This is a genomic window from Pseudidiomarina andamanensis (genome assembly GCF_009734345.1).
GTDB lineage: Bacteria > Pseudomonadota > Gammaproteobacteria > Enterobacterales > Alteromonadaceae > Pseudidiomarina > Pseudidiomarina andamanensis.
This window is the reverse complement of the sequence record NZ_CP032551.1, coordinates 1,121,947-1,141,532: the sequence shown is the minus strand read 5'-3', so window position 1 is coordinate 1,141,532 and position 19,586 is coordinate 1,121,947. Positions and strand designations below refer to the sequence as shown.

Genomic DNA, 19,586 nt, shown 5'->3' with positions numbered 1-19,586 from the left:
TTACGAGAACCAACGCAGCAGTTTTTGTTTAAATGAAGTGTACGGTGGGTACCTAAAGTTGGGGTCAACAGCAAATGGCCTAGTCATGACCGATTTCGTATGGCTAAACGTATCAAAACCAAATTTCCCGTGATAGCGGCCCATGCCACTTGGGCCGACACCACCAAATGGCAGTTCAGGATTAAGCATAAACATCAACGTGTCATTGTTGCACTGATTACCGGCGTGAGTTTGTTCAGTAAGGTGCTGGAGCTGGCGCGCTGAATTGCTAAAACCATAGAGAGCTAGTGGCTTGTCTCGTTCTTGAATGAAATTGATGGCTTCAGCCAAATTCTTAACTTTTAAAACTGGTAGAATAGGACCGAAGATTTCTTCTTGCATGACGCTACTTGCAGGCTCAACATGACACAAGACGGTAGGTTGAATGTAGCGGTCGTCGCCATCAAATTCGCCCCCAAATGCAATTTGGCCATCACCGAGGTACGTTTTCAGTCGATCAAAATGTTGGCGATTCACGATTCGACCATAATCATTCGCATGCTGCGGATCTTCGCCAAAGAAATCCTCACAAGATTGTTTCAGGGCTGCAATGAATTCATCATGTTTCGATTCATCTACTAAAACATAATCAGGCGCAATGCAGGTTTGTCCGGCATTTATCCACTTTCCCCACGCGATGCGTCGGGCTGCAACGGCGATATTGGCATCAGCCAATACCACAGCAGGACTTTTACCGCCAAGCTCTAGGGTGACAGGTGTTAGATGCTCTGCAGCAGCGCGCATCACAATCTTACCCACGCGACCACCGCCGGTGTACATGATGTGATCAAATCGGTGTTGAAGTAATTCGGAAGCTACGTCGGCACCGCCGGTTACAACTTGAACGGCTTCGGCTGCTAAATAATCGGGTAGCAATCGCTCAATAAGTTCTGCCGTTTTCGGCGATAACTCGGATGGTTTCACAATTGCACAATTCCCTGCGGCAAGCGCTGCTATAAGAGGGCTTAGTAATAATTGTAACGGATAGTTCCAAGCCCCAATAATCAGTACCACTCCCAAAGGTTCTGGATGCAGATAACTCTTCCCTGGCCACGCTAACATTGGTTGTCGAACGCGTTGAGGTTTCATCCACTTGTTCAAATGGTGCAGGGTATGTTTGATATCGCTTTTCAGAAAACCGAGTTCAGTGAGCCAACCTTCAGCGGATGATTTACCCAAGTCTTGTTGTAGAGCTTGAAGCAGCTCGCTTTCGTGATCATCAAGCATTTGCTGCAATTGCTGTAGTTGTTGCTTGCGCCAGGCGACAGGACGAGTTAAGCCGCTATTGTAGGTTGTTCGCAACCGTTGTAAGCGTTGTTCGAGTTGTTGTTTCATGCAAAGCCGCCTAGTGTGATATTTTTAGTTTCTTGATACTCAGCCAAACCGTAACGTGATCCTTCACGACCGATACCTGATTCTTTTACGCCGCCAAATGCGTTGTAAGCGTGAGAAATGGCCCCGGCATTAATCCCAAGCATGCCACATTCGAGCTGCTCGCTGACTCGTTGAATACGTGTATAGTCTTGCGCGCAGAAATAGCCTGCCAAACCGAATGGTGTGTCATTGGCGCGTGATATACCTTGCGCCTCATCGGTAAATGTTTGCACCGCAATGACAGGTCCAAATATTTCTTCCTGCGCAATCCGCATAGCCTGAGTTACCTCAGTAAGTAACGTAGGAGCGTAGAATAATTCACCGAGCTCTGTTAATACTTTTCCACCCGTGACAAGCTTAGCGCCGTGTTGCTGCGCATCTTTGAGCAGTTCTTCGACTTTGTCTATCGCATCTTTGTTAATGAGGGGGCCATAGTCCACTTCATCGGCATCACCAGGAGCAACTTTGATCGTTGCCAATGATTTCTCGAGTTCTTCAACGAATGCATCATGTACAGACTCTTGCACTAAGACTCGGTTGGCGCTGATACACGTTTGACCTGCATTTCGGAATTTACACGCAATCAACTCGCGCACAGCAACCTCAATATCGGCATCATCAAAGACAATAAATGGCGCGTTGCCGCCTAATTCAAGAGATACCTTCTTCATGGTTTGCGCGCATTGTTCCATCAGCGCTTTTCCAACTGAGGTAGAACCGGTGAAGGTGAATTTTTTGACACGAGGATGTTGGGTGAAAACTTCACCAACTTCCTTTGCTTGCGTTGTCGGCACAAAATTAATCACGCCATCAGGAATGCCCACTTCGCTGGCAAGCTGCGCTAGTGCTAGCGCCGAGAGTGGTGTGAGTTGTGGCGGCTTCACCACAATGGTACAGCCAGCCGCAAGGGCAGGGGCAACCTTGCGGGTAATCATGGCATTGGGGAAGTTCCACGGCGTGATTGCCGCGCATACACCAACAGGTTGTTTGATAATCCAGCTTCGTTTATCGTTCGAAACAGTCGGTAAAATATCACCATAACAACGTTCTGCTTCACCGGCGAACCAATCAACAAAGCTGGCGCCATATTCAATTTCTCCAATGGCTTCGGCAATTGGTTTGCCCTGCTCAGCACTCATGAGTTCGCCAAGCGCTTGCTTGTTATCGAGCATGCTCTGATACCAGCGGCGTAACAAATCAGCTCGCTGCTTCGGTGTTTTCTCACGCCAGTGACTCAGCGCTTTATGCGCGGCCTCGACTGCTCGCTCAGCCATCGCTGCATCACCGTCAGCTACCTCAGCAAGTGTTTCACCAGTGGCTGGGTTGGTCACCACGAAGCGTTTATCGGTTGGAATCCAATGACCATCTATAAATGCATTGGTTTGGACGAGTGAACGCATGGTATGTGTTGACATGACTACTCCCAATTATTGAATGTATAACTCAGTATTAGGGTAATACGTCAGAACTTCAATGCTAGTTTATCTTGTATTTATTTAACAATTAGCGTATAGTTCGCCGCCTCAGGGTCATTACCGCTATTGATGGGAGCGGACTTACCCCTGAATATGCTGGGGTAAACAGCGCCTAATTTCCTGCCAGAGTGTTCATCGTGTTCTGTAGCTGGGCGTATATCCCCCTTATATATGCAATACAGAAACATGTGAGAAAAATATGTCTGAAGTAATGACTGGCCAATCGTTTGCCGATTTGGCCCTGCCTGCTGTTGTGCTTAAACAGCTAGAAAAAATGAATTTCACCCAACCTACACCAATTCAGTTGCAAGCAATTCCTGCCTTGATTGAAGGCAAGAACGTGCTTGGCGAAGCGCAAACCGGTACCGGTAAGACAGCTGCATTTGGTTTACCAGGTTTATCTGCAATCGATACCAAAGAACGAGCAACCCAAATGTTGGTGGTAGCACCAACGCGCGAACTTGCGATTCAAGTCGCTGAAGCCGTGGCTGAATTCGGTCAGCAAATGCGTGGTCTTGAGGTTGCTACAGTTTATGGTGGTGCAGCTTTTGGTCCACAAATTAAAGCCTTACGTGGTGGCGCTCATGTTGTTGTTGGTACGCCAGGTCGATTACTCGATTTATTGAACAAAGGCGTGTTGAACTTAAGCTCGCTTCGTTTAGCTGTATTAGATGAAGCGGATGAAATGCTGAACATGGGTTTCATTGACGATATCGAAACCATCATGGGTGCGGTACCGAACACTTCACAACGTGCATTATTCTCAGCGACAATGCCGCCGGCAATTCGTAAGTTAGCGAAGACTTTCCTTGTTACCGAAGCTGGTGAGCAACCATTAAATATTCAAATCGCTGCTATTGAAAAAGCGAAGGCGACCATTCGCCAACGCGCATGGTTAGTGCGTGGCTTGAGTAAAATGCAAGCGTTGACGCGCTTGTTAGAAACCTTGGAATATCAGCGCGTGTTGATTTTCGTACGTACACGTTCAGACACCATGGATGTTACTGAGCAGTTGCAAGCATCAGGATTTAAAGCATCACCATTAAGTGGTGACTTGAACCAAGCGCAGCGCGAGCAAACTGTTGCGCAGTTGCGTAGCGGTCGTATCGAAATCTTAGTCGCAACCGATGTTGTCGCTCGTGGTCTTGATGTGCCAGAAATCACGCACGTTGTGAATTATGATTTACCCGGCGATAGTGAATCTTATGTTCACCGAATCGGTCGTACAGGTCGTGCCGGACGTAGTGGTGAAGCTATTTTGTTCTATCGCAACAAAGAAAAACATTTGCTTCGCACATATGAGCGTTTAACCAACGGTACTATCGAGTATTTTGAAGTACCAAATGCGAAAGAATTGAGTGCGCATCGCCAACAGAAGTTGCAAGAGCAAATTGTAACGACGGCTGCTGGTGGTCAATTTAACGAATTGAACGAAATCATTGCGAAAATGCAAGCTGATACTGGTTTGTCAGCAGAGCAAATTGCAGCAGCTTTGTTAGCTCAGCAAAACTCACAGCGTCCGTTGATTGTTGCTGATGATCCGGCGCCTCGTAAATTTGAAGAGCGCACCGAACGTCGCGGTAAACGCGATGCTCGTGATAGCCGCGATAGTCGTGATGGTCGCGAAAAACGCAGCTCTCGAGATCGTCGTGATGCGAACGTTGAATTTGACACTTATCGCATTCAAGTTGGTCGTGAACACGGTGCTCGTCCACAAGATATCGTTGGTGCTATTGCAAATGAAGCTGATATGGATAGCCGTTTTATCGGTCAAATTCAGTTATTTGACGGTCATAGCTTGGTTGAGCTACCAAAAGGCATGCCGACAGCTGTTGTGCGCGTATTACAACGTGCGCGTGTGCGCCAACAGCAGATGGGTCTCGAATTAGCTCCAGGTGAGCAAATTACTCGTCGTCCACGCCCACCAACTGGCGAGCGCCCACCGTTTAAAGGTGCGCAACGTCGTGGTGATAAAGGCGGTCGCGGCAATTCTGGTGAACGTCGCGCTCGTCGCGCACAGTAAAACTTATTGATATCCGGCCTGATGATTCACCCGAATCATCAGGTTGGTGTCATATCCCCAAGCCTGAGCTTTTTTCATTATTTCCTCAAGAACACTTTCTGGCACATTTGGTGTTCGTGAAAGCACCCAAAAATATTCGTAACTATCGCTCGTAATGACCGCTACTGAATAGTCGCCAGCTTCATTTGTTTGCAATTCACTAATATAGTAACCACCATAAAACGGCCAGAAGAACGTTACTTTGTACATTGCAGTGCCGACGGGTTTAGCATGGCCAATGGCTGTTTCCCACTCGCCCAGCTCGATATTGTAGCCACGGTTAGTGACTTCAATGGTACCATCGTTATTGAGTCGATATTCAGCGGTTACACGCTCTAACCCCTCCTCAAAGCTGTGCGGTAAGCGCACAATTTCATACCATTTCCCTAAGTATTTAGTTGCTTCAAATTTTTCAATAACCGGTGCTACCGGCGTTGGGTTACTACTACACCCAAAAACAAAAAAACTGGTTAGCAAGACAATTAAGAATTTGTTCATATGATTTCCTTTTTTCGGTGTCTATCAACGTCCGTTTATAACGAATCAATCTGGTTTAAGTAGCAATGAGCTTGCTCTAGTAACTCTTGCTTAGCTGCTTTATCTTGTTTGTTCCATTGGCTTAAGATTAAGCTCATTCTTGCGTTATTGCTAAGCTGTTCATGATGCGTATCTATAAAGTGCCAATACAGACTGTTAAAAGGGCAAGCACGTTCACCGACGCGTTGGTTTACGTCGTAATGACAATTCTGGCAGTAATTTGACATTTTATTAATGTAGGAGCCACTTGATACATATGGCTTTGTTGCAAGAATGCCGCCATCAGCAAATTGGCTCATGCCGCGCGTGTTGGGCAATTCAACCCACTGTAATGCGTCGATATAAATTCCTAAATACCAAGCGTCTACGTCGTCAGGATTGACGCCAGCAAGCAAGGCAAAGTTGCCGGTCACCATTAAACGTTGAATGTGGTGTGCATAGCTCAATTCAAGAGATTGCTGAATGCTTTTTGCCATGCATTGCATATTTGTTTTACCTGTCCAGTAGTAGCTGGGTAGAGGCGCTTTGTTGTTGAAGAAATTAGTGGTTGAATAGTTCGGCATGTGGTTCCAGTAAATAGCTCGAACAAACTCTCTCCATCCAATAATTTGTCGTACGAACCCTTCAATTTGCGCCATGTTCACGCGAGATGGGTTGGTCTGCCAAAACGAAATCGCTTTCTCTACCACTTCACGTGGACTAAGCATTTTTGTATTCAGTGAAAAAGATAAACGAGCATGAAAGAGTGACCAGTGGTCAGTGTGCATCGCATCTTGATAACGACCAAAGTTCTCTAATAAATTTTCAACGAAGAAGTCGAGTAGCTGTCTCGATTCAAGCCTCGATGTTGGCCAAATGAAGCGCTGCGAATCAATCCTGCCGATTGTTCCAACTTCCTTTTTCTCAAGCATTGTAACGATGTCAGTCACGTCATGTGAAAACAGTAACGGACTCGGGACATCTTGCTTATTTGCGAGTTTGTTGCGATTCTCTTTATCAAAATTCCATTTACCCCCAATAGGTTTATCATTTTCCATGAGATAACCCGTTTGTTGACGAACCCGTCGGTAAAACGATTCCATCAAAAAGCTCTCTTTATCTGGAAACCAATCATTTAATACGCTGCGTTGAGTTAAGAAGTGCTCACTGCCATACCATTTCACTTCGACCGACTGGTGCTCAGCCCAATCTTGTAAATAGTGGTCAACACGATATTCGTCTGGTTGTTGTAGCTGAACTTGTTGAGCTTTCGGAAGAATTTTGAGAAGCAAAGATAAATTCTTGGTGACGCTTTGGAGGTTGTTTGGATCGTCTAATTCAATGTAACAAACTTTGTGCCCAGCGTTGCTTAACGCGTTTGCAAAATTTCGCATCGCGGCAAAAAATCCGACAACTTTCTGGATGTGATGTTGCGTGTAGTCGGTTTCCTCGCGTACTTCCATGAGCACAAAGAGACGATTGTTATCAACCGTTTTGAACCAGCTATGTCCGGCGTTCAGTTGATCACCGAGAACTAGGGCTAAAGTTGCTATTGAATCATCAGGACGGCGATTCAAACTGAATTCGGTGAGTGGTCGGAACGACGATTGAGTGGTCATCTGTTAAATCTACGCTAAGTTATAGGGAATCAATGCTAAATACGTGTTTTAGCATAGCGAGATCACTGAAAATTTGGCATTATGCGTCTATTAAATTAGTTAACCCTCAGGCAGGAACATCATGCAGCCAGTTAATATTATTTGTATCAAATGGGGCAAAAAGTACGGCTCTGATTACGTCAACACATTGTACTCAATGGTCAGCCGCAATATTTCATTGCCATATCGCTTTGTTTGCTTCACTGATGACGCTGAAGGAATTCGCGATGAAGTTGAAGTAAAGCCAATTCCAGAGATTGGGTTTGAAGATTTTGATCAACGCAAGCCATGGACGTTTGCTCACGGTTGGTTGAAGCTAACCTGCTTCGCTGATCCGCTATATGACTTGCAAGGCCCTACGTTATTCCTCGACCTTGATATTGTTATTGTTGGAAGCTTAGACGAGTTTTTTGAGCCTGAAGGTGAATTCTTGGTTATCAAAGAATGGGACAAATCAGACGCAACCGGTAATACCTCGGTATTCCGCTTTAACATCGGTGCACATGTTGATGCCTTAGAGCACCTAAAGGCCGATCCGGTTGGCTCGCGAAAGGATGTCCGCAACGAACAAGAGTTTATAACGCAGTTTGTTGCGCGCCAAGGCAAGTTAAAATATTGGCCAGCGCAATGGTGCCGGAGCTTTAAACGTCATTGTTTGCGGCCATTCCCGTTAAGTTTCTTCCAGCAGCCGCGTATTCCTGAAGGCGCGAAGGTGATCATTTTCCATGGCCGCCCACATCCAGATGATGCACTGGCTGGTCGTAGCGGGAAATGGTACCGCAAGGTACTTCCGACAACTTGGATCAAAGAGTACTGGCGCTAAGCGTTAATGACCGTTTGGTATAGATTGCTCATTCGGCTCCTGACGCCATTGGTATTTATTTACCTGTGGCTTCGCGGAGCGAAGGCTCCAGCCTATCGAAAACGCTGGAGTGAGCGCCTTGCTCTTCATGATTTTCCCCCACAAGCTCGCGATGGCATTGTAATTCACTGTGTTTCGGTTGGTGAAACGGTCGCGGCTAGGGGGCTTATCGAGAGCGTTTTACGGACCTATCCGCACCTTTCGGTGACATTGACATCAATGACACCGACAGCGGCTGAAATGGCGCTGAAACTGTTTGGTGACCGCGTCTTTCATAGTTACCTGCCGATTGATACGCCAGCAGCGATGCAGCGCTTTGTGAGTAAACTTAGCCCTCGCTTGCTGATTGTACTTGAAACCGAAATTTGGCCTTGCTTGCTCGAGCAATGTCAGCTGCGAAACATACCTGTTTTAGTTGTTAACGCACGGATGTCGGAACGTTCTGCAAAAGGCTATCAAAAATATGCTTGGTTGCTTGGACCCATCTGGCAGAGCGTTGATTTTATTGCGGCGCAAACCAAAGGTAGCGCCGAGCGCTTTGCATCACTCCAAGTACCGGCCAATAAACTCGCCGTGCGGGGAAATTTAAAGCACGATTTTCAGGTGAGTGATGACCTACGCCAACAATCCCAAAGCTGGCGTGATGAATTAAACCGCCCGGTACTAGTCGCTGCCAGTACGCATGAAGGAGAAGATGTACAAATTCTTGAAGCGTTTAGCTTGGTATTGGAACCGCACCCAACAGCGCTGTTAATCATCGTTCCGCGTCACCCAGAGCGTTTCGATGCTGTCGCTCGATTGATTGAACAGAAGCAGTTTAACTTTGTGCGCCGAAGTGCAGAGCAAGCAATACAGGCTGCTCATCAAGTTTTTCTTGCTGATTCAATGGGTGAGTTATTGTTGTGGTATGCCGTCGCAGATGCCGCTTTTGTTGGTGGAAGCCTGATTGAGCGAGGCGGGCATAACCCACTAGAGCCAATTGCAACCCAAACGCCAGTTATATCCGGGCCCCACGTATTCAATTTTGATGAAATTTATCAGCGCTTAAAAGCGGTGAACGGTGTTCAGATTGTGACTGATGCGAGAACGTTAGCCGCTGTTTGGAATGAGTGGTTAAGGGATCCCAAGAAAACAGCTGAATATGCTAAGCGTGCATTTGATGAATTTGCTAACGACCAAGGTGCAACCGAAGCTATTTTGAAGGATATCAAACGCTTCCTACCTTTGACGCACGGCACCGAAAACGTAAGGACGATGTCGATGATAAAAACTACGAAGCCGAACAATAACACAGAGATTTGGTATGACCCGTCGGTTCTAGAAGGGTGCACAACGAAACATTTTGAGGCGAATTTTTGGCGGAGCCAGAATAAAATCAAGGGGTCGGCCACCGGGCGTAGCACTGCATTTTTTATTGATGTTGGAGAACATGGATTATTATTGCGACATTATTATCGAGGTGGTTTGGTTGGTAAGTTTAACAAAGATCGCTTCAAGCGGGAACCAATCTCTAGCAGTCGTGCCATGGCGGAGTTTTCGTTGTTGCTTAAACTGCGTGAATTGAAACTACCAGTACCACGACCGGTGGCAGCACGTTTTGTAAAAGCGCCAATATGGGGCTATCGCGCAGATATTCTGGTTGAGGTGATTCCAGGTGCTCAAGACTTATTTAAATTACTATTACAGCGGCCTCTAGTTGCATCAGAGTGGCAACAGGTTGGCAATACAATACGCGAGTTGCATTGTGCTGGGGTTTATCATTCTGATTTAAATTGCCATAACATCATGCTTGATGACAGCAGTAAGTGCTGGATTGTGGATTTTGATAAATGTGGATTTAGAGCAGAAGGTGAATGGCGTGAAGCTAACCTGCGGCGCTTACTACGCTCATTTAATAAAGAGTTAACAAAAGCAAAAGAGACCAATCAAGCATTTCACTTCGATGAAACACGAGATTGGCCACTTTTAGTTGAGGCATATAGCTGAGGTATATGCTTTAAACGTTTGGCCAAGCCAGTAAACGCGAGTCAATTACTCGCGTATCTGTCCAGTACCAGTTACTACAAACTTCTCGGTAGTAAGTGCTTGTAAGCCCATCGGACCGTATGCATGTAGCTTACTGGTAGAAATACCAATCTCAGCACCTAAGCCAAGTTGACCGCCATCGCTGAATCGAGAAGAAGCATTTGCCATAGTCACGGCTGAATCGACTTCACGAATAAAGCGGTCAGCAGCTTCTTTGTTCTCGGTGACGATAACTTCGGTATGACCGCTGCCAAAGTTGTGGATATGATCAAGTGCTTGATCAAAGTCTTTCACGGTTTTCACGGCAATTTCAAGCGCCAAGTACTCTTCACCAAACGCATCGTCGGCAATCACATCTGGATTATCAAAATAGCCAGCTGAAGCACTGTCTGAGTGAATCACAACACCTTTTTCAGCTAACGCTTTTGCAGCAACTGGTAAAAATGTTGGTGCGATATCTTGATGTACGACGAGACCTTCGAGCGCATTACATACGCCAGTACGTTGAGTCTTACCGTTTAATAAGATGTTTAAAGCTTTGTCCAGATCTGCATCTTTGTCGATGTATAAATGACACACGCCTTTATAGTGCTGAATCACCGGAATCTTACTGTTGTCACTAACAAAATGAATTAGGCCTTCGCCACCGCGAGGAATAACCAAATCTACATACTTGTCTTGCTTCAGTAACTCGGTCATCAATTCACGATCAGGCGACGGTACGACAGTAATCACGTCTTCTGGTAAGTCGCTATCACGAAGAGCTTGATGAAGCGCATCAGCAATAGCTTTACTGGTTTCAATGGCTTCTCGGCCGCAGCGTAAGATAACAGCATTACCAGATTTAAAGCATAGAGCGCCAGCATCGGCGGTCACATTTGGACGCGCTTCATAAATCATACAGATAACGCCCAACGGAATGCGCATTTTGTCCACTTGAATACCATTTGGACGCGTTTCAAAATGTTTGCGCTCACCAACCGGATCAGAGAGTCCGATAATCTCTTCGATGGCGCTAGCCATTCCTTCGATGCGCTCGTCATTTAGTTGCAGTCGGTCTAGCATGGCTTCTGATAAGCCTTTTTCTTTTCCGGCTGCCATGTCTTTCTCATTCACTGCCAAAATAGTGCTCTTGGCTGCGCGAATGGCGTCCGCCATGCGTTGCAATACTTGATTTTTGTTTGCTTCTGATAAGTTGGCAACAGCACGGGCAGCAACCGCTGCGCGTTTTGAAATTTGTTCAGCTAACTGAGTACTCATTCGTCCTCCAGTATCATTAAATCGTTACTCTCAATTACTTCAGAGATTGGGCTGTAGCCGTATGCTTCGGCTATATCACTTATTTCTTGCCCTTTTATGTGCATCAATTCGTGTGAGCTATATTGGCAAATGCCTTTACCGATTGCCTCAGCCGTACTTCCGCAACGAATCACCACGGCATCACCGCGATTGAAATCGCCTTGAACATCTACAATACCGCTTGTTGTTAACGACTCGCCGCGGCCAAGTGCTGCTGCAGATTCCTCGTCGATAACCAGTTCACCCTGCGAAATCAAGGTGTGGCGCAACCAGTGTTTTTTATTGCTCATTGGATCTTGCTGGCGCTTGAACAAAGTGCCCGGGTTGTCACCGCGTAACATGTGCTCGAAGGTTTCGCCTTTCCGACCATTCACGATATACGTATCGATACCGTGAGAGGTCGCTTTTTCAGCCGCCTCAATCTTGGTACGCATGCCGCCTGTCGCAATTTTATTTGTGGTGCCGCCAGCTAGCGCAAAAATTTCCTCAGTGATCTCGTCCACCTCTGGAATTTTTTTCGCATCAGGCTTTACTCGCGGATCAGCATCAAATAATCCGTCAATATCGGAGCAGATGAATAACGCATCAGCGTCAACGAGGGTAGCAACCATTGCCGCGAGATTATCGTTATCACCAACTTTCATTTCATCGGTAGCTAACGCATCGTTCTCATTAACGATAGGTAATACATCGTGTTCTAACAATGTTCGAAGTGTGTTTCGGACACTGACATAACGAGCGCGATCGCGTAAGTCGCCATGCGTCATCAATACTTGAGCACACGGGAAGTCAAAAAAACGCGACCAGTTTGCCATCATGTCGTTTTGTCCAACAGCAGCCATCGCTTTTTTTATCGTCACCGGAAGCTGATCGCCATCAAAGCTGATATGTTTTCTGCCAGCTGCAGCGCTACCCGATGAAACGAGAACAATTTCCTGTCCGCGCTCATGACACTCAATAATAAATCGAGCGATAGCTAATAAGTATTTACTGCTCGTTCCTGTATCGTCTGGTGCAATCAACGCACTGCCTACTTTTAGTACAGCACGGTGCCAGGAAGGCATCTTCATAACTTCTCCCTCTTGAAAAATTCGTATGTAGTCTAACAGATTTGAGGTTGTTTCTCTAGTTGAGAGCGATAAGTGAGAGAAATGCCCACTATATAAGGCATAAGATAAGGAAATAGGGCTTTAAATGACTTGAACTTTACTTTTTTTAAACATTAAAAAACCCCGCAAAGCGGGGTTTTTAGAGATATTTATTTAGCAGGAGGGGTATAGCCTTCAATATCGACTTCTTTACCTTCAAATAAGAATGCTTGCATTTGTTCTTCAAGAAATGCTCGTGCTTGTGGATCCATCAAATTCAGACGTTTCTCGTTGATTAACATAGTTTGTTTCTTTTGCCATTCGGCCCAAGCTTGTTTTGAGATGCTATTAAAGATTTTTTCTCCCAACTCACCAGGGTAAAGCTGGAAATCCAAACCCTCAGCTTCTTTCTTCAGGTATTCACAATGTACGGTACGGCTCATGACAACCTCGTTCGGCTTTAAATTTGATGGTCATTTTACGGTGGGGATGTCAGTTAATGCAAACTTAGCCAAGCTTTAATTGCCTCTAGTTATACACGCAACGTATTAAGATATTTACGAATAGGGGTAGGTAATCCATAGTTATCTAATTGTTCTAAAGGTATTCGTTGGCCAAATTGTTCTGCTGATTCAATAATGACCGTCGCGTCTAGCTTATAGTGAGAAAAAATATGTTTAAAGCTTCCATGAATTGAAGCTGTTTCTAATGGTTCCAATATTTGAGGTAAGCACCATAGTCGAGGCCAAATACCGTCCCCTGAGCGTTGCGTTAAAATGACGCCATCTGTGGTTAGGTCAAGTACGAAGTAGCCACGACGTGTTGGTATTTTTTTCTTCGCTTTCTTCTCGGGCAGAATATCAACGCGACCTGTTGCATAGGCATTACAACTTGTCCTTATGGGACACTGTTGGCAATCCGGTGAACGAGGTGTACAGACAGTTGCACCAAGATCAAGCAGCGCTTGTGCGTAGCGCCGGTTATTAACGGTTGGCGTATACCGCTCTGCGTAGGACCAAATAGTTTTGTTGACCTTTGCTGACGAAATATCGCCTTCAATTCCAAAATAGCGACTAAAGAGACGTTTCACATTGCCATCAACTATCGCTGCTGGTTTATTAAATGCAAACGCCGAAATTGCGCCTGCTGTGTAAGGGCCAACACCGGGAACCTCTCTGAGTTGCTCAGCATTATCTGGCAGTTGCCCATTTAGTTCGTTTACGACAAACTTTGCAGCTTTGTGTAAGTTTCTGGCCCGCGAGTAGTACCCCAGCCCTTGCCATTGGGTCATCACCTCATCTTCAGAAGCTTCAGCCAATGCTACGACAGTCGGGAAATGTTGTAGCCAACGCTCAAAATAAGGGATGACAGTAGTTACCTGAGTTTGCTGCAACATGAGTTCGCTTACTAACACGCGATAAGGCGTAATTTCCTGTTGCCAAGGGAGGTCATTCCGACCATGAACTTTCTGCCATAAAGTTAGAGTTTCGCTGAACTTTAATGTGCTCAATGGCGTAATGATGGCGCTAGAAGTCTTATCAATCATGAATTTTTTGTAAGTTAATGGTTAATAAAGTCGCAAAAAATCTGTAAAGCCCCGTTGGATCAGGCTTTTTTTTCGAATTTGTACTATACTAAAGCCAAGTTAACAAATTGGCCTATGAGAAAACACAAGGAGCATCTCATGAAACGGTTATCAATGGTATCGGCAGCTGTCATTTCTTCATTAATGGCTGCACCAGTTATGGCATTCCAAGGCGACGAGCCGGGTAGCATTTATGTAGGCCCGCGCATTGGTGTGTTCGGCACAGATTCTGATCGTCGGGTTATCGAAAATAACCAACTGCAATCCTTTGGCGGTGGCTTTGATTCAGTGATGGGTGGTTTAGAACTTGGTTATCAATTTACTCCTGAGTGGGGATACCGAGTTTATTATGATTACTTACGTGGTGATCTAGAGACGTCGAGTGATAGCTCTACCGGCAGCGCTTATGGTGTTGATTTAATTTATAACTTCTCATCGAACTTCTATGGTGCTGTAGGTATCAACTCAACTGAGTTCAGTGACATCAACAACCGCTTCTTGCGGGTTGGTGCTGGTTATAAAGAATTCTTAAATGATAATTGGGCGATCTCATTCGAAGGTGCTGTACAACAGAGTGATGGCGACCTTACTGAATTTATGTTGATGACCGGTCTCCGCTATTACTTTGGTGGAACATCTGAATCTACCTATACGAAACCAGAACCGGCACCAGCACCAGCGCCAGCTCCGGCGCCAGTTGCACCCGTTGTTGTTGATTCAGACGGTGATGGCGTAAACGATGATATGGACAAGTGTCCAAACACCCAAGCTGGCTTCAAAGTTGATGCAGATGGCTGTGTTATGTACGCCAACGAAACGGTCACTCGTGAATTGGTTGTAACATTTGCACTGAATTCTGACGAAATTCCTGACTCGCAAAAATCAGATATTCGTGAAACAGCTGAGTTCTTAAAAGAATATCCACAGCTAGACGTGGTTATTGAAGGTCACACTGATGATACCGGCGCGGCAACATACAACCAGCAATTGTCTGAGCGTCGTGCAAAAGCTGTAGGTAATAGCTTAGTGAATGATTTCGGTATCGCTGCTTCTCGTGTAACAACAGAAGGTTACGGTGAGAGCCGTCCGAAATATCCAAACAACTCAGCAGATAATCGCGCGAAGAACCGTCGCATTGAAGCGGTAATGTCTGTAACTAAGCAGGTTCCAGTTAAAGAATAATCTAACCATTATTCAAAAGTTAAAGGCACGCCAAACTTGCGTTTGGCGTGCCTTTTTGCATAATGAGCGCCGCAAAATTAAACTTATTCCATTTAATAATTCGCGCACTACGAAATAGAGGCATCATGAGTTCAGAAAATTTAGAGAAAGCCCAAGCTGAGGGGAAATACATTCGTAAGGTCCGCAGCTTTGTAAAGCGCGAAGGTCGTCTAACCAAAGGGCAGGCAGCTGCTCTTGAACGTAGCTGGCCCATCATGGGATTGACCCACGAGCAAGGACTGCTGAATCTTGAGCAGGTGTTTGGCCGTCAAGCACCAACCGTGTTAGAAATCGGTTTTGGTATGGGGAAATCCTTGGTTGCGATGGCACAAGCAGCGCCAGAAAAGAATTTTATTGGTATTGAAGTGCATCGGCCAGGTGTTGGCTCTTGTTTGATGGATGCAGAAGACGCTGGTTTAACAAATTTACGCGTATATGAACACGATGCCGTCGAAGTTCTTAAAGATAATATCGCAGACTCAAGTCTCGCAACGGTTCAGATTTTCTTTCCAGACCCTTGGCACAAGAAGCGCCACCATAAACGACGTTTAATTCAACCTGAATTTGTCGAATTATTGCGTCGTAAGTTAGCTATTGGTGGTGTGTTGCACTTGGCAACAGATTGGGAAAATTACGCGGAACATATGCTAGAAGTAATGAATGTCGCGCAGCATTGGCGTAATTTGTCAGAAAGTAATACTTATATTCAGCGACCAGCAGAACGACCTCTGACAAAATTCGAACAACGCGGTGAGCGTCTTGGCCATGGCGTTTGGGATTTGAAGTTCGAGCGAGTTGAATAACTCGCTCAAGCTTATACCAATAAATCTAAAACGCTATTGAGGTAACGTCTGCCGAGCTGGGTTGTCTCCCAATAACGCCCGCAATCAACAACCAGGTTTTTCTGTATTGCCTCTTTCAAAAGTTTGTCAGCAACGGCTGCTGATAAACCAGTAAAGTCTTCGAACGCTGCTTTGGGCACTGGCTCGAGTAACCGAAAATAATTCATAAAGAATTCAAAGGGGCGCTCGTTAACTTCAACTACCCATTGGCGGTAACGCAACGGACGCGTTAAATCGAGGTAGCCTTGTGGATGCTTTATTTTCTCGCAACGAATAATTTCGCCAGTTGCTGGCATCGTTATTTTGCTGTGCGCACCGCAACCAATTCCAAGGTAGTCACCGAACATCCAATAGTTACGGTTATGCTTACTTTGGTGTCCTTCTTTTGCGTAAGCACTTACTTCGTATTGTTGGTAACCGGCAGCAATCAGCTTTTCATGTCCGTGTTCTTGAATTGCCCATAACTCATCATCTTCCGGTAACTGTGGAGGTCGACTCGCAAATGCTGTGTTTGGCTCTATCGTTAGTTGGTACCACGATATATGGGGAGGGTTGAGGGCAATAATACCATCCAAATCAGACATTGCATCGTTAAGCGTTTGACCGGGTAAGCCGTGCATCAAATCAAGATTAAAACTTTTCAGCGGCAGAGAGGTAGCATGAGTTGCGGCAGTTATTGCCTGATGCGGATCATGAATTCTGCCTAACGCCTGCAACTGTTCTTCTTGCAGACTCTGAACACCAATTGAAAGCCGAGTGACTCCGGCATCGACGAACCCGGAAAAACGCTCAGTCTCAAAGGTGCCAGGATTCGCTTCTAGGGTAATTTCGCAGTCAGCTTGCAATGGTATCAAAGCGGCGATGCCGTCGATCAGCTGTTTAATACTATTTGCATTAAACAAACTTGGTGTGCCACCGCCAATAAAGATACTCGTAAGTTCGCGGCCCTGAACCCATGATAAATCAGCTCGTAGATCATCAAGCAGCCGAGCCACGTAGATGGTTTCTGGAATATCGTGTTTTAAGGCATGTGAATTGAAATCACAATAGGGACACTTTTGTACGCACCACGGTATATGAACATACAGTGAAAGTGGTAGTCTTAGCTGATTCATAGCGATGCCTGAAGCTGTTCAACCAATTGCCGCAATGCTTTACCACGATGACTAAGCTGTTGCTTCTGTGAGGCACTAAGTTGAGCCGCCGTACAATTGAGTTCCGGTAACCAAAATACGGGATCATAACCAAATCCATGGTCACCATGCTGTGCAGTAGCGATCATGCCATCCCAACGTCCGTGACACACAATAGGAGTTGGGTCATTGGCATGACGCATATAAACCAATACGCAATGGAAGCTCGCTTGACGCTCCGCGTCAGGAATATCTTGCAGTGCAGCGAGTAATTTGTCGATGTTCTCTTGATCGGTGCAGCCAAGTCCGGCATACCGAGCTGAATAAATTCCAGGCGCACCATCTAGGGCGTTAACAGCCAAACCTGAGTCATCTGCTAAAGCTGGTAGTCCAGTTAGTTCGGCTGCATGTCGGGCTTTTAAAATAGCGTTTTCAATAAATGTTAAACCGGTCTCTTCAACCTCGGCGAAGTTCCATTCAGACTGGGGTTTAACTTGCCAACCTAACGGTTGTAGAAGCCCTTCTAATTCGGCAACTTTGCCTTTATTACCTGTCGCTAAGACTAATTCATGCATGAATTTTTCACCCGTATTTTATATTTGCCTGTTATTATACGGGTCAAGGGCATCGTGACCAAGGAGAGAAAATTTGGCCAGCATTACTGGAATCATGCTGTTGATGGGGTCGCTGCTGCTAATTAGTATTCTAGCGGCAGTGGTTTCGAATCGACTCGGCGCACCGCTGCTTCTCACATTTCTTGTGGTTGGCATGCTGGCGGGCGAAGAGGGCGTGCTCGGCATTGAATTTAGTAATCCTGAAGTCGCCTTTTTTATTGGTTCTCTAGCGCTGGTAATCATCCTTTTTGATGGTGGTATGCGAACTCACAAAGAGCGTTTTCGAGTTGCCCTGTGGCCCGCGATTAGCTTAGCAACGGTCGGTGTTGCATTAACCTGTGCGATAACTGCTTCAGGGGTGGTGTGGTTGTTTGATTTACCATGGCCAACAGCACTTCTGATTGGTGCAATTCTTAGCTCAACTGATGCCGCTGCCGTATTTAGTATTTTCCAATCTCAGAATTTGCGCATCAAGCAACGGGTTGCCTCAACGCTTGAAATTGAATCGGGAACTAACGACCCGATGGCGATTATTCTCACCATGACCCTAACTTCAATCATTGCATCAGCTGAGAGCTTCTCATTGGCTTGGATAAGTCTTGACGTTGTTCAACAGGTTGTTATCGGTTATTTGGCAGGTTGGGTAGGTGGTCGAGCTTTTGTTTGGATGGCACAAAAAATCTCCGTACAGTTTTCTTTTTTCCCTTTGTTAGCTGCGGCCTCTGCCGTCGTTATTTTTGCCATGACATCGGGAATTGGCGGCAGTGGTTATTTAGCAGTGTACTTAATGGGATACAAGATTGGTAACTCCCGTTTACCGCAGTTGCCGCATATTTTGCAGGTGCAGGATGGTTTGGCTTGGCTTAGTCAAATCATGATGTTTTTGATATTAGGATTATTAGTTACTCCGTCGCACTTGATGGAACATTGGAGCTTGTCACTGAGCGTTGCCGTGCTGATGATTTTTGTCGCACGCCCACTTGCAGTTTTAGTTAGCCTTATACCGTTTGTGTTTCCATGGCGCGAACAAGTATTTATTAGTTGGGTCGGCTTGCGCGGCGCAGTGCCGATTATTCTTGCTCTTTATCCGTGGTTAACCGGGGTGCCAAATCAAGAGCTCTATTTCGATATTGCTTTCATGGTGGTGATGGTATCACTCATTGTTCAAGGTTGGTCGTTAGCGCCAATGGCGCGCTGGCTGGGGCTTGAAGTGCCAGCTCCCGCAGAGCCAGACCGACGGATGCCGCTAGATCGACTCGGTAGTAAAGATCCGATGGAAGTATGGGTATACCAAATAAGTGAGCGTTCACCAGCATGCGATCACTGTTGGGACGAGCTGCGCTGGAATGTCGATGTCGAGTTTGTCGGTATCATTCGCGAAGGTGAGTGGCTGTTACCCAAAAGTCAGCCTGTTTTACGAGAAGCCGATACAGTGATTGTGGTCGCAAAACTCGAGCATGTGGGCGCAATTAGCCGAGTGCTTTCCGCCGGCGGCAAAACAACTGAACTACAAAGTAGCGAGTTCTTCGGTGACTTTACTTTGCGCGGTGATTTGTTATTAAAAGAGGTTGCGGGTTTCTACCCCGTCGGCAGCCTAGACAGCAAATTGCTCGCTGTGTCACTACATGACTACTTTACGCAGAAATTCCATCGCCGTGTGGTGGTTGGTGATCAATTGCAACTCGGGTTAGTTTTACTGACGGTGCGGGAAGTCACTGATGAAGGTTTTATTCAACAAGTCGGTGTGAAACTGCTGGATGAAAAGGCCAACTAGCACGTTGGCCTTAATAAAT

Annotated in this window: 16 protein-coding genes; 6 read left to right on the top strand and 10 right to left on the bottom strand. The window is 45.9% G+C overall.

What is annotated here, in order from left to right; translation table 11 throughout:
* Both D3795_RS05460 and D3795_RS05455 read right to left on the bottom strand, forming a co-directional pair.
* Nucleotides 1-1,374 (bottom strand): aldehyde dehydrogenase family protein, encoded by a 1,374-nt coding sequence (locus D3795_RS05460; RefSeq protein ID WP_156266917.1) that lies wholly within the window; start codon nt 1,372-1,374, stop codon nt 1-3.
* Complete coding sequence (locus tag D3795_RS05455) at nt 1,371-2,828, bottom strand: NAD-dependent succinate-semialdehyde dehydrogenase (protein ID WP_310942404.1); 1,458 nt, start codon at nt 2,826-2,828, stop codon at nt 1,371-1,373. Before D3795_RS05455 ends, D3795_RS05460 begins: the two co-directional genes overlap by 4 nt.
* 259 nt (nt 2,829-3,087) lie before the next feature.
* Here D3795_RS05455 and D3795_RS05450 point away from each other — a divergent pair, with 259 nt between their 5' ends.
* A complete protein-coding gene (locus D3795_RS05450; protein ID WP_156266916.1) occupies nt 3,088-4,911 on the top strand; it encodes a DEAD/DEAH box helicase in 1,824 nt (607 codons plus the stop codon).
* A 3-nt stretch (nt 4,912-4,914) separates the two neighbouring features.
* Here the strand turns inward: D3795_RS05450 and D3795_RS05445 are convergent, their stop codons facing one another.
* Nucleotides 4,915-5,448 carry a lipocalin family protein gene (locus D3795_RS05445; protein WP_156266914.1) on the bottom strand — a complete coding sequence of 178 codons (534 nt, stop codon included), beginning with the start codon at nt 5,446-5,448 and terminating at the stop codon, nt 4,915-4,917.
* 35 nt (nt 5,449-5,483) lie between these two features.
* Nucleotides 5,484-7,085 carry a cryptochrome/photolyase family protein gene (locus tag D3795_RS05440; RefSeq protein WP_156266912.1) on the bottom strand — a complete coding sequence of 534 codons (1,602 nt, stop codon included), beginning with the start codon at nt 7,083-7,085 and terminating at the stop codon, nt 5,484-5,486.
* 121 nt (nt 7,086-7,206) lie between these two features.
* On the opposite strand from D3795_RS05440, the gene D3795_RS05435 reads away from it, so the two are divergent.
* Together D3795_RS05435 and waaA are read left to right on the top strand one after the other, a co-directional pair.
* Entirely contained in the window at nt 7,207-7,947 is a 741-nt protein-coding gene (locus D3795_RS05435) for a glycosyltransferase (protein ID WP_156266910.1), read from the top strand.
* A gap of 6 nt (nt 7,948-7,953) precedes the next feature.
* Complete coding sequence (waaA, locus tag D3795_RS05430) at nt 7,954-9,972, top strand: lipid IV(A) 3-deoxy-D-manno-octulosonic acid transferase (RefSeq protein WP_156266908.1); 2,019 nt, start codon at nt 7,954-7,956, stop codon at nt 9,970-9,972.
* A 45-nt stretch (nt 9,973-10,017) separates the two neighbouring features.
* Here waaA and D3795_RS05425 read toward each other — a convergent pair whose 3' ends face one another.
* The 4 genes from D3795_RS05425 to mutY form a co-directional block, all read right to left on the bottom strand.
* Nucleotides 10,018-11,271: a glutamate-5-semialdehyde dehydrogenase gene (locus D3795_RS05425; RefSeq protein WP_156266907.1), complete on the bottom strand. Its 1,254-nt coding sequence runs from the start codon at nt 11,269-11,271 to the stop codon at nt 10,018-10,020.
* A complete protein-coding gene (gene proB, locus D3795_RS05420) occupies nt 11,268-12,380 on the bottom strand; it encodes a glutamate 5-kinase (protein WP_156266905.1) in 1,113 nt (370 codons plus the stop codon). Before proB ends, D3795_RS05425 begins: the two co-directional genes overlap by 4 nt.
* A gap of 188 nt (nt 12,381-12,568) precedes the next feature.
* Nucleotides 12,569-12,841 (bottom strand): oxidative damage protection protein, encoded by a 273-nt coding sequence (locus D3795_RS05415; protein WP_156266903.1) that lies wholly within the window; start codon nt 12,839-12,841, stop codon nt 12,569-12,571.
* A gap of 89 nt (nt 12,842-12,930) precedes the next feature.
* A complete protein-coding gene (gene mutY / locus D3795_RS05410) occupies nt 12,931-13,944 on the bottom strand; it encodes an A/G-specific adenine glycosylase (RefSeq protein ID WP_156266901.1) in 1,014 nt (337 codons plus the stop codon).
* Nucleotides 13,945-14,082: 138 nt separating this feature from the next.
* On the opposite strand from mutY, the gene D3795_RS05405 reads away from it, so the two are divergent.
* Together D3795_RS05405 and trmB are read left to right on the top strand one after the other, a co-directional pair.
* A complete protein-coding gene (locus tag D3795_RS05405) occupies nt 14,083-15,165 on the top strand; it encodes an OmpA family protein (protein ID WP_156266899.1) in 1,083 nt (360 codons plus the stop codon).
* A gap of 122 nt (nt 15,166-15,287) precedes the next feature.
* A complete protein-coding gene (trmB, locus tag D3795_RS05400; RefSeq protein WP_310942411.1) occupies nt 15,288-16,007 on the top strand; it encodes a tRNA (guanosine(46)-N7)-methyltransferase TrmB in 720 nt (239 codons plus the stop codon).
* Between the two features lie 11 nt (nt 16,008-16,018).
* Here trmB and hemW read toward each other — a convergent pair whose 3' ends face one another.
* Both hemW and rdgB read right to left on the bottom strand, forming a co-directional pair.
* Nucleotides 16,019-17,161 (bottom strand): radical SAM family heme chaperone HemW, encoded by a 1,143-nt coding sequence (hemW, locus tag D3795_RS05395; protein ID WP_156266895.1) that lies wholly within the window; start codon nt 17,159-17,161, stop codon nt 16,019-16,021.
* A complete protein-coding gene (gene rdgB, locus D3795_RS05390; protein WP_156266893.1) occupies nt 17,158-17,754 on the bottom strand; it encodes an RdgB/HAM1 family non-canonical purine NTP pyrophosphatase in 597 nt (198 codons plus the stop codon). The genes hemW and rdgB overlap by 4 nt, the downstream gene beginning before the upstream one ends.
* Before the next feature lie 73 nt (nt 17,755-17,827).
* Here rdgB and D3795_RS05385 point away from each other — a divergent pair, with 73 nt between their 5' ends.
* Entirely contained in the window at nt 17,828-19,567 is a 1,740-nt protein-coding gene (locus D3795_RS05385; protein ID WP_310942403.1) for a potassium/proton antiporter, read from the top strand.
* The last annotated feature ends 19 nt before the right edge of the window (nt 19,568-19,586 follow it).

Bases quoted from the DNA above. Each gene is read 5' to 3' on its own strand.
- D3795_RS05455 (WP_310942404.1), bottom strand. From the start codon at position 2,828: ATGTCAACACATACCATGCGTTCACTCGTCCAAACCAATGCATTTATA.
- proB (WP_156266905.1), bottom strand. From the start codon at position 12,380: ATGAAGATGCCTTCCTGGCACCGTGCTGTACTAAAAGTAGGCAGTGCG.
- D3795_RS05425 (WP_156266907.1), bottom strand. From the start codon at position 11,271: ATGAGTACTCAGTTAGCTGAACAAATTTCAAAACGCGCAGCGGTTGCT.
- D3795_RS05445 (WP_156266914.1), bottom strand. From the start codon at position 5,448: ATGAACAAATTCTTAATTGTCTTGCTAACCAGTTTTTTTGTTTTTGGG.
- waaA (WP_156266908.1), top strand. From the start codon at position 7,954: ATGACCGTTTGGTATAGATTGCTCATTCGGCTCCTGACGCCATTGGTA.
- D3795_RS05435 (WP_156266910.1), top strand. From the start codon at position 7,207: ATGCAGCCAGTTAATATTATTTGTATCAAATGGGGCAAAAAGTACGGC.
- D3795_RS05450 (WP_156266916.1), top strand. From the start codon at position 3,088: ATGTCTGAAGTAATGACTGGCCAATCGTTTGCCGATTTGGCCCTGCCT.
- D3795_RS05440 (WP_156266912.1), bottom strand. From the start codon at position 7,085: ATGACCACTCAATCGTCGTTCCGACCACTCACCGAATTCAGTTTGAAT.
- D3795_RS05415 (WP_156266903.1), bottom strand. From the start codon at position 12,841: ATGAGCCGTACCGTACATTGTGAATACCTGAAGAAAGAAGCTGAGGGT.
- hemW (WP_156266895.1), bottom strand. From the start codon at position 17,161: ATGAATCAGCTAAGACTACCACTTTCACTGTATGTTCATATACCGTGG.
- D3795_RS05405 (WP_156266899.1), top strand. From the start codon at position 14,083: ATGAAACGGTTATCAATGGTATCGGCAGCTGTCATTTCTTCATTAATG.
- rdgB (WP_156266893.1), bottom strand. From the start codon at position 17,754: ATGCATGAATTAGTCTTAGCGACAGGTAATAAAGGCAAAGTTGCCGAA.
- D3795_RS05460 (WP_156266917.1), bottom strand. From the start codon at position 1,374: ATGAAACAACAACTCGAACAACGCTTACAACGGTTGCGAACAACCTAC.
- mutY (WP_156266901.1), bottom strand. From the start codon at position 13,944: ATGATTGATAAGACTTCTAGCGCCATCATTACGCCATTGAGCACATTA.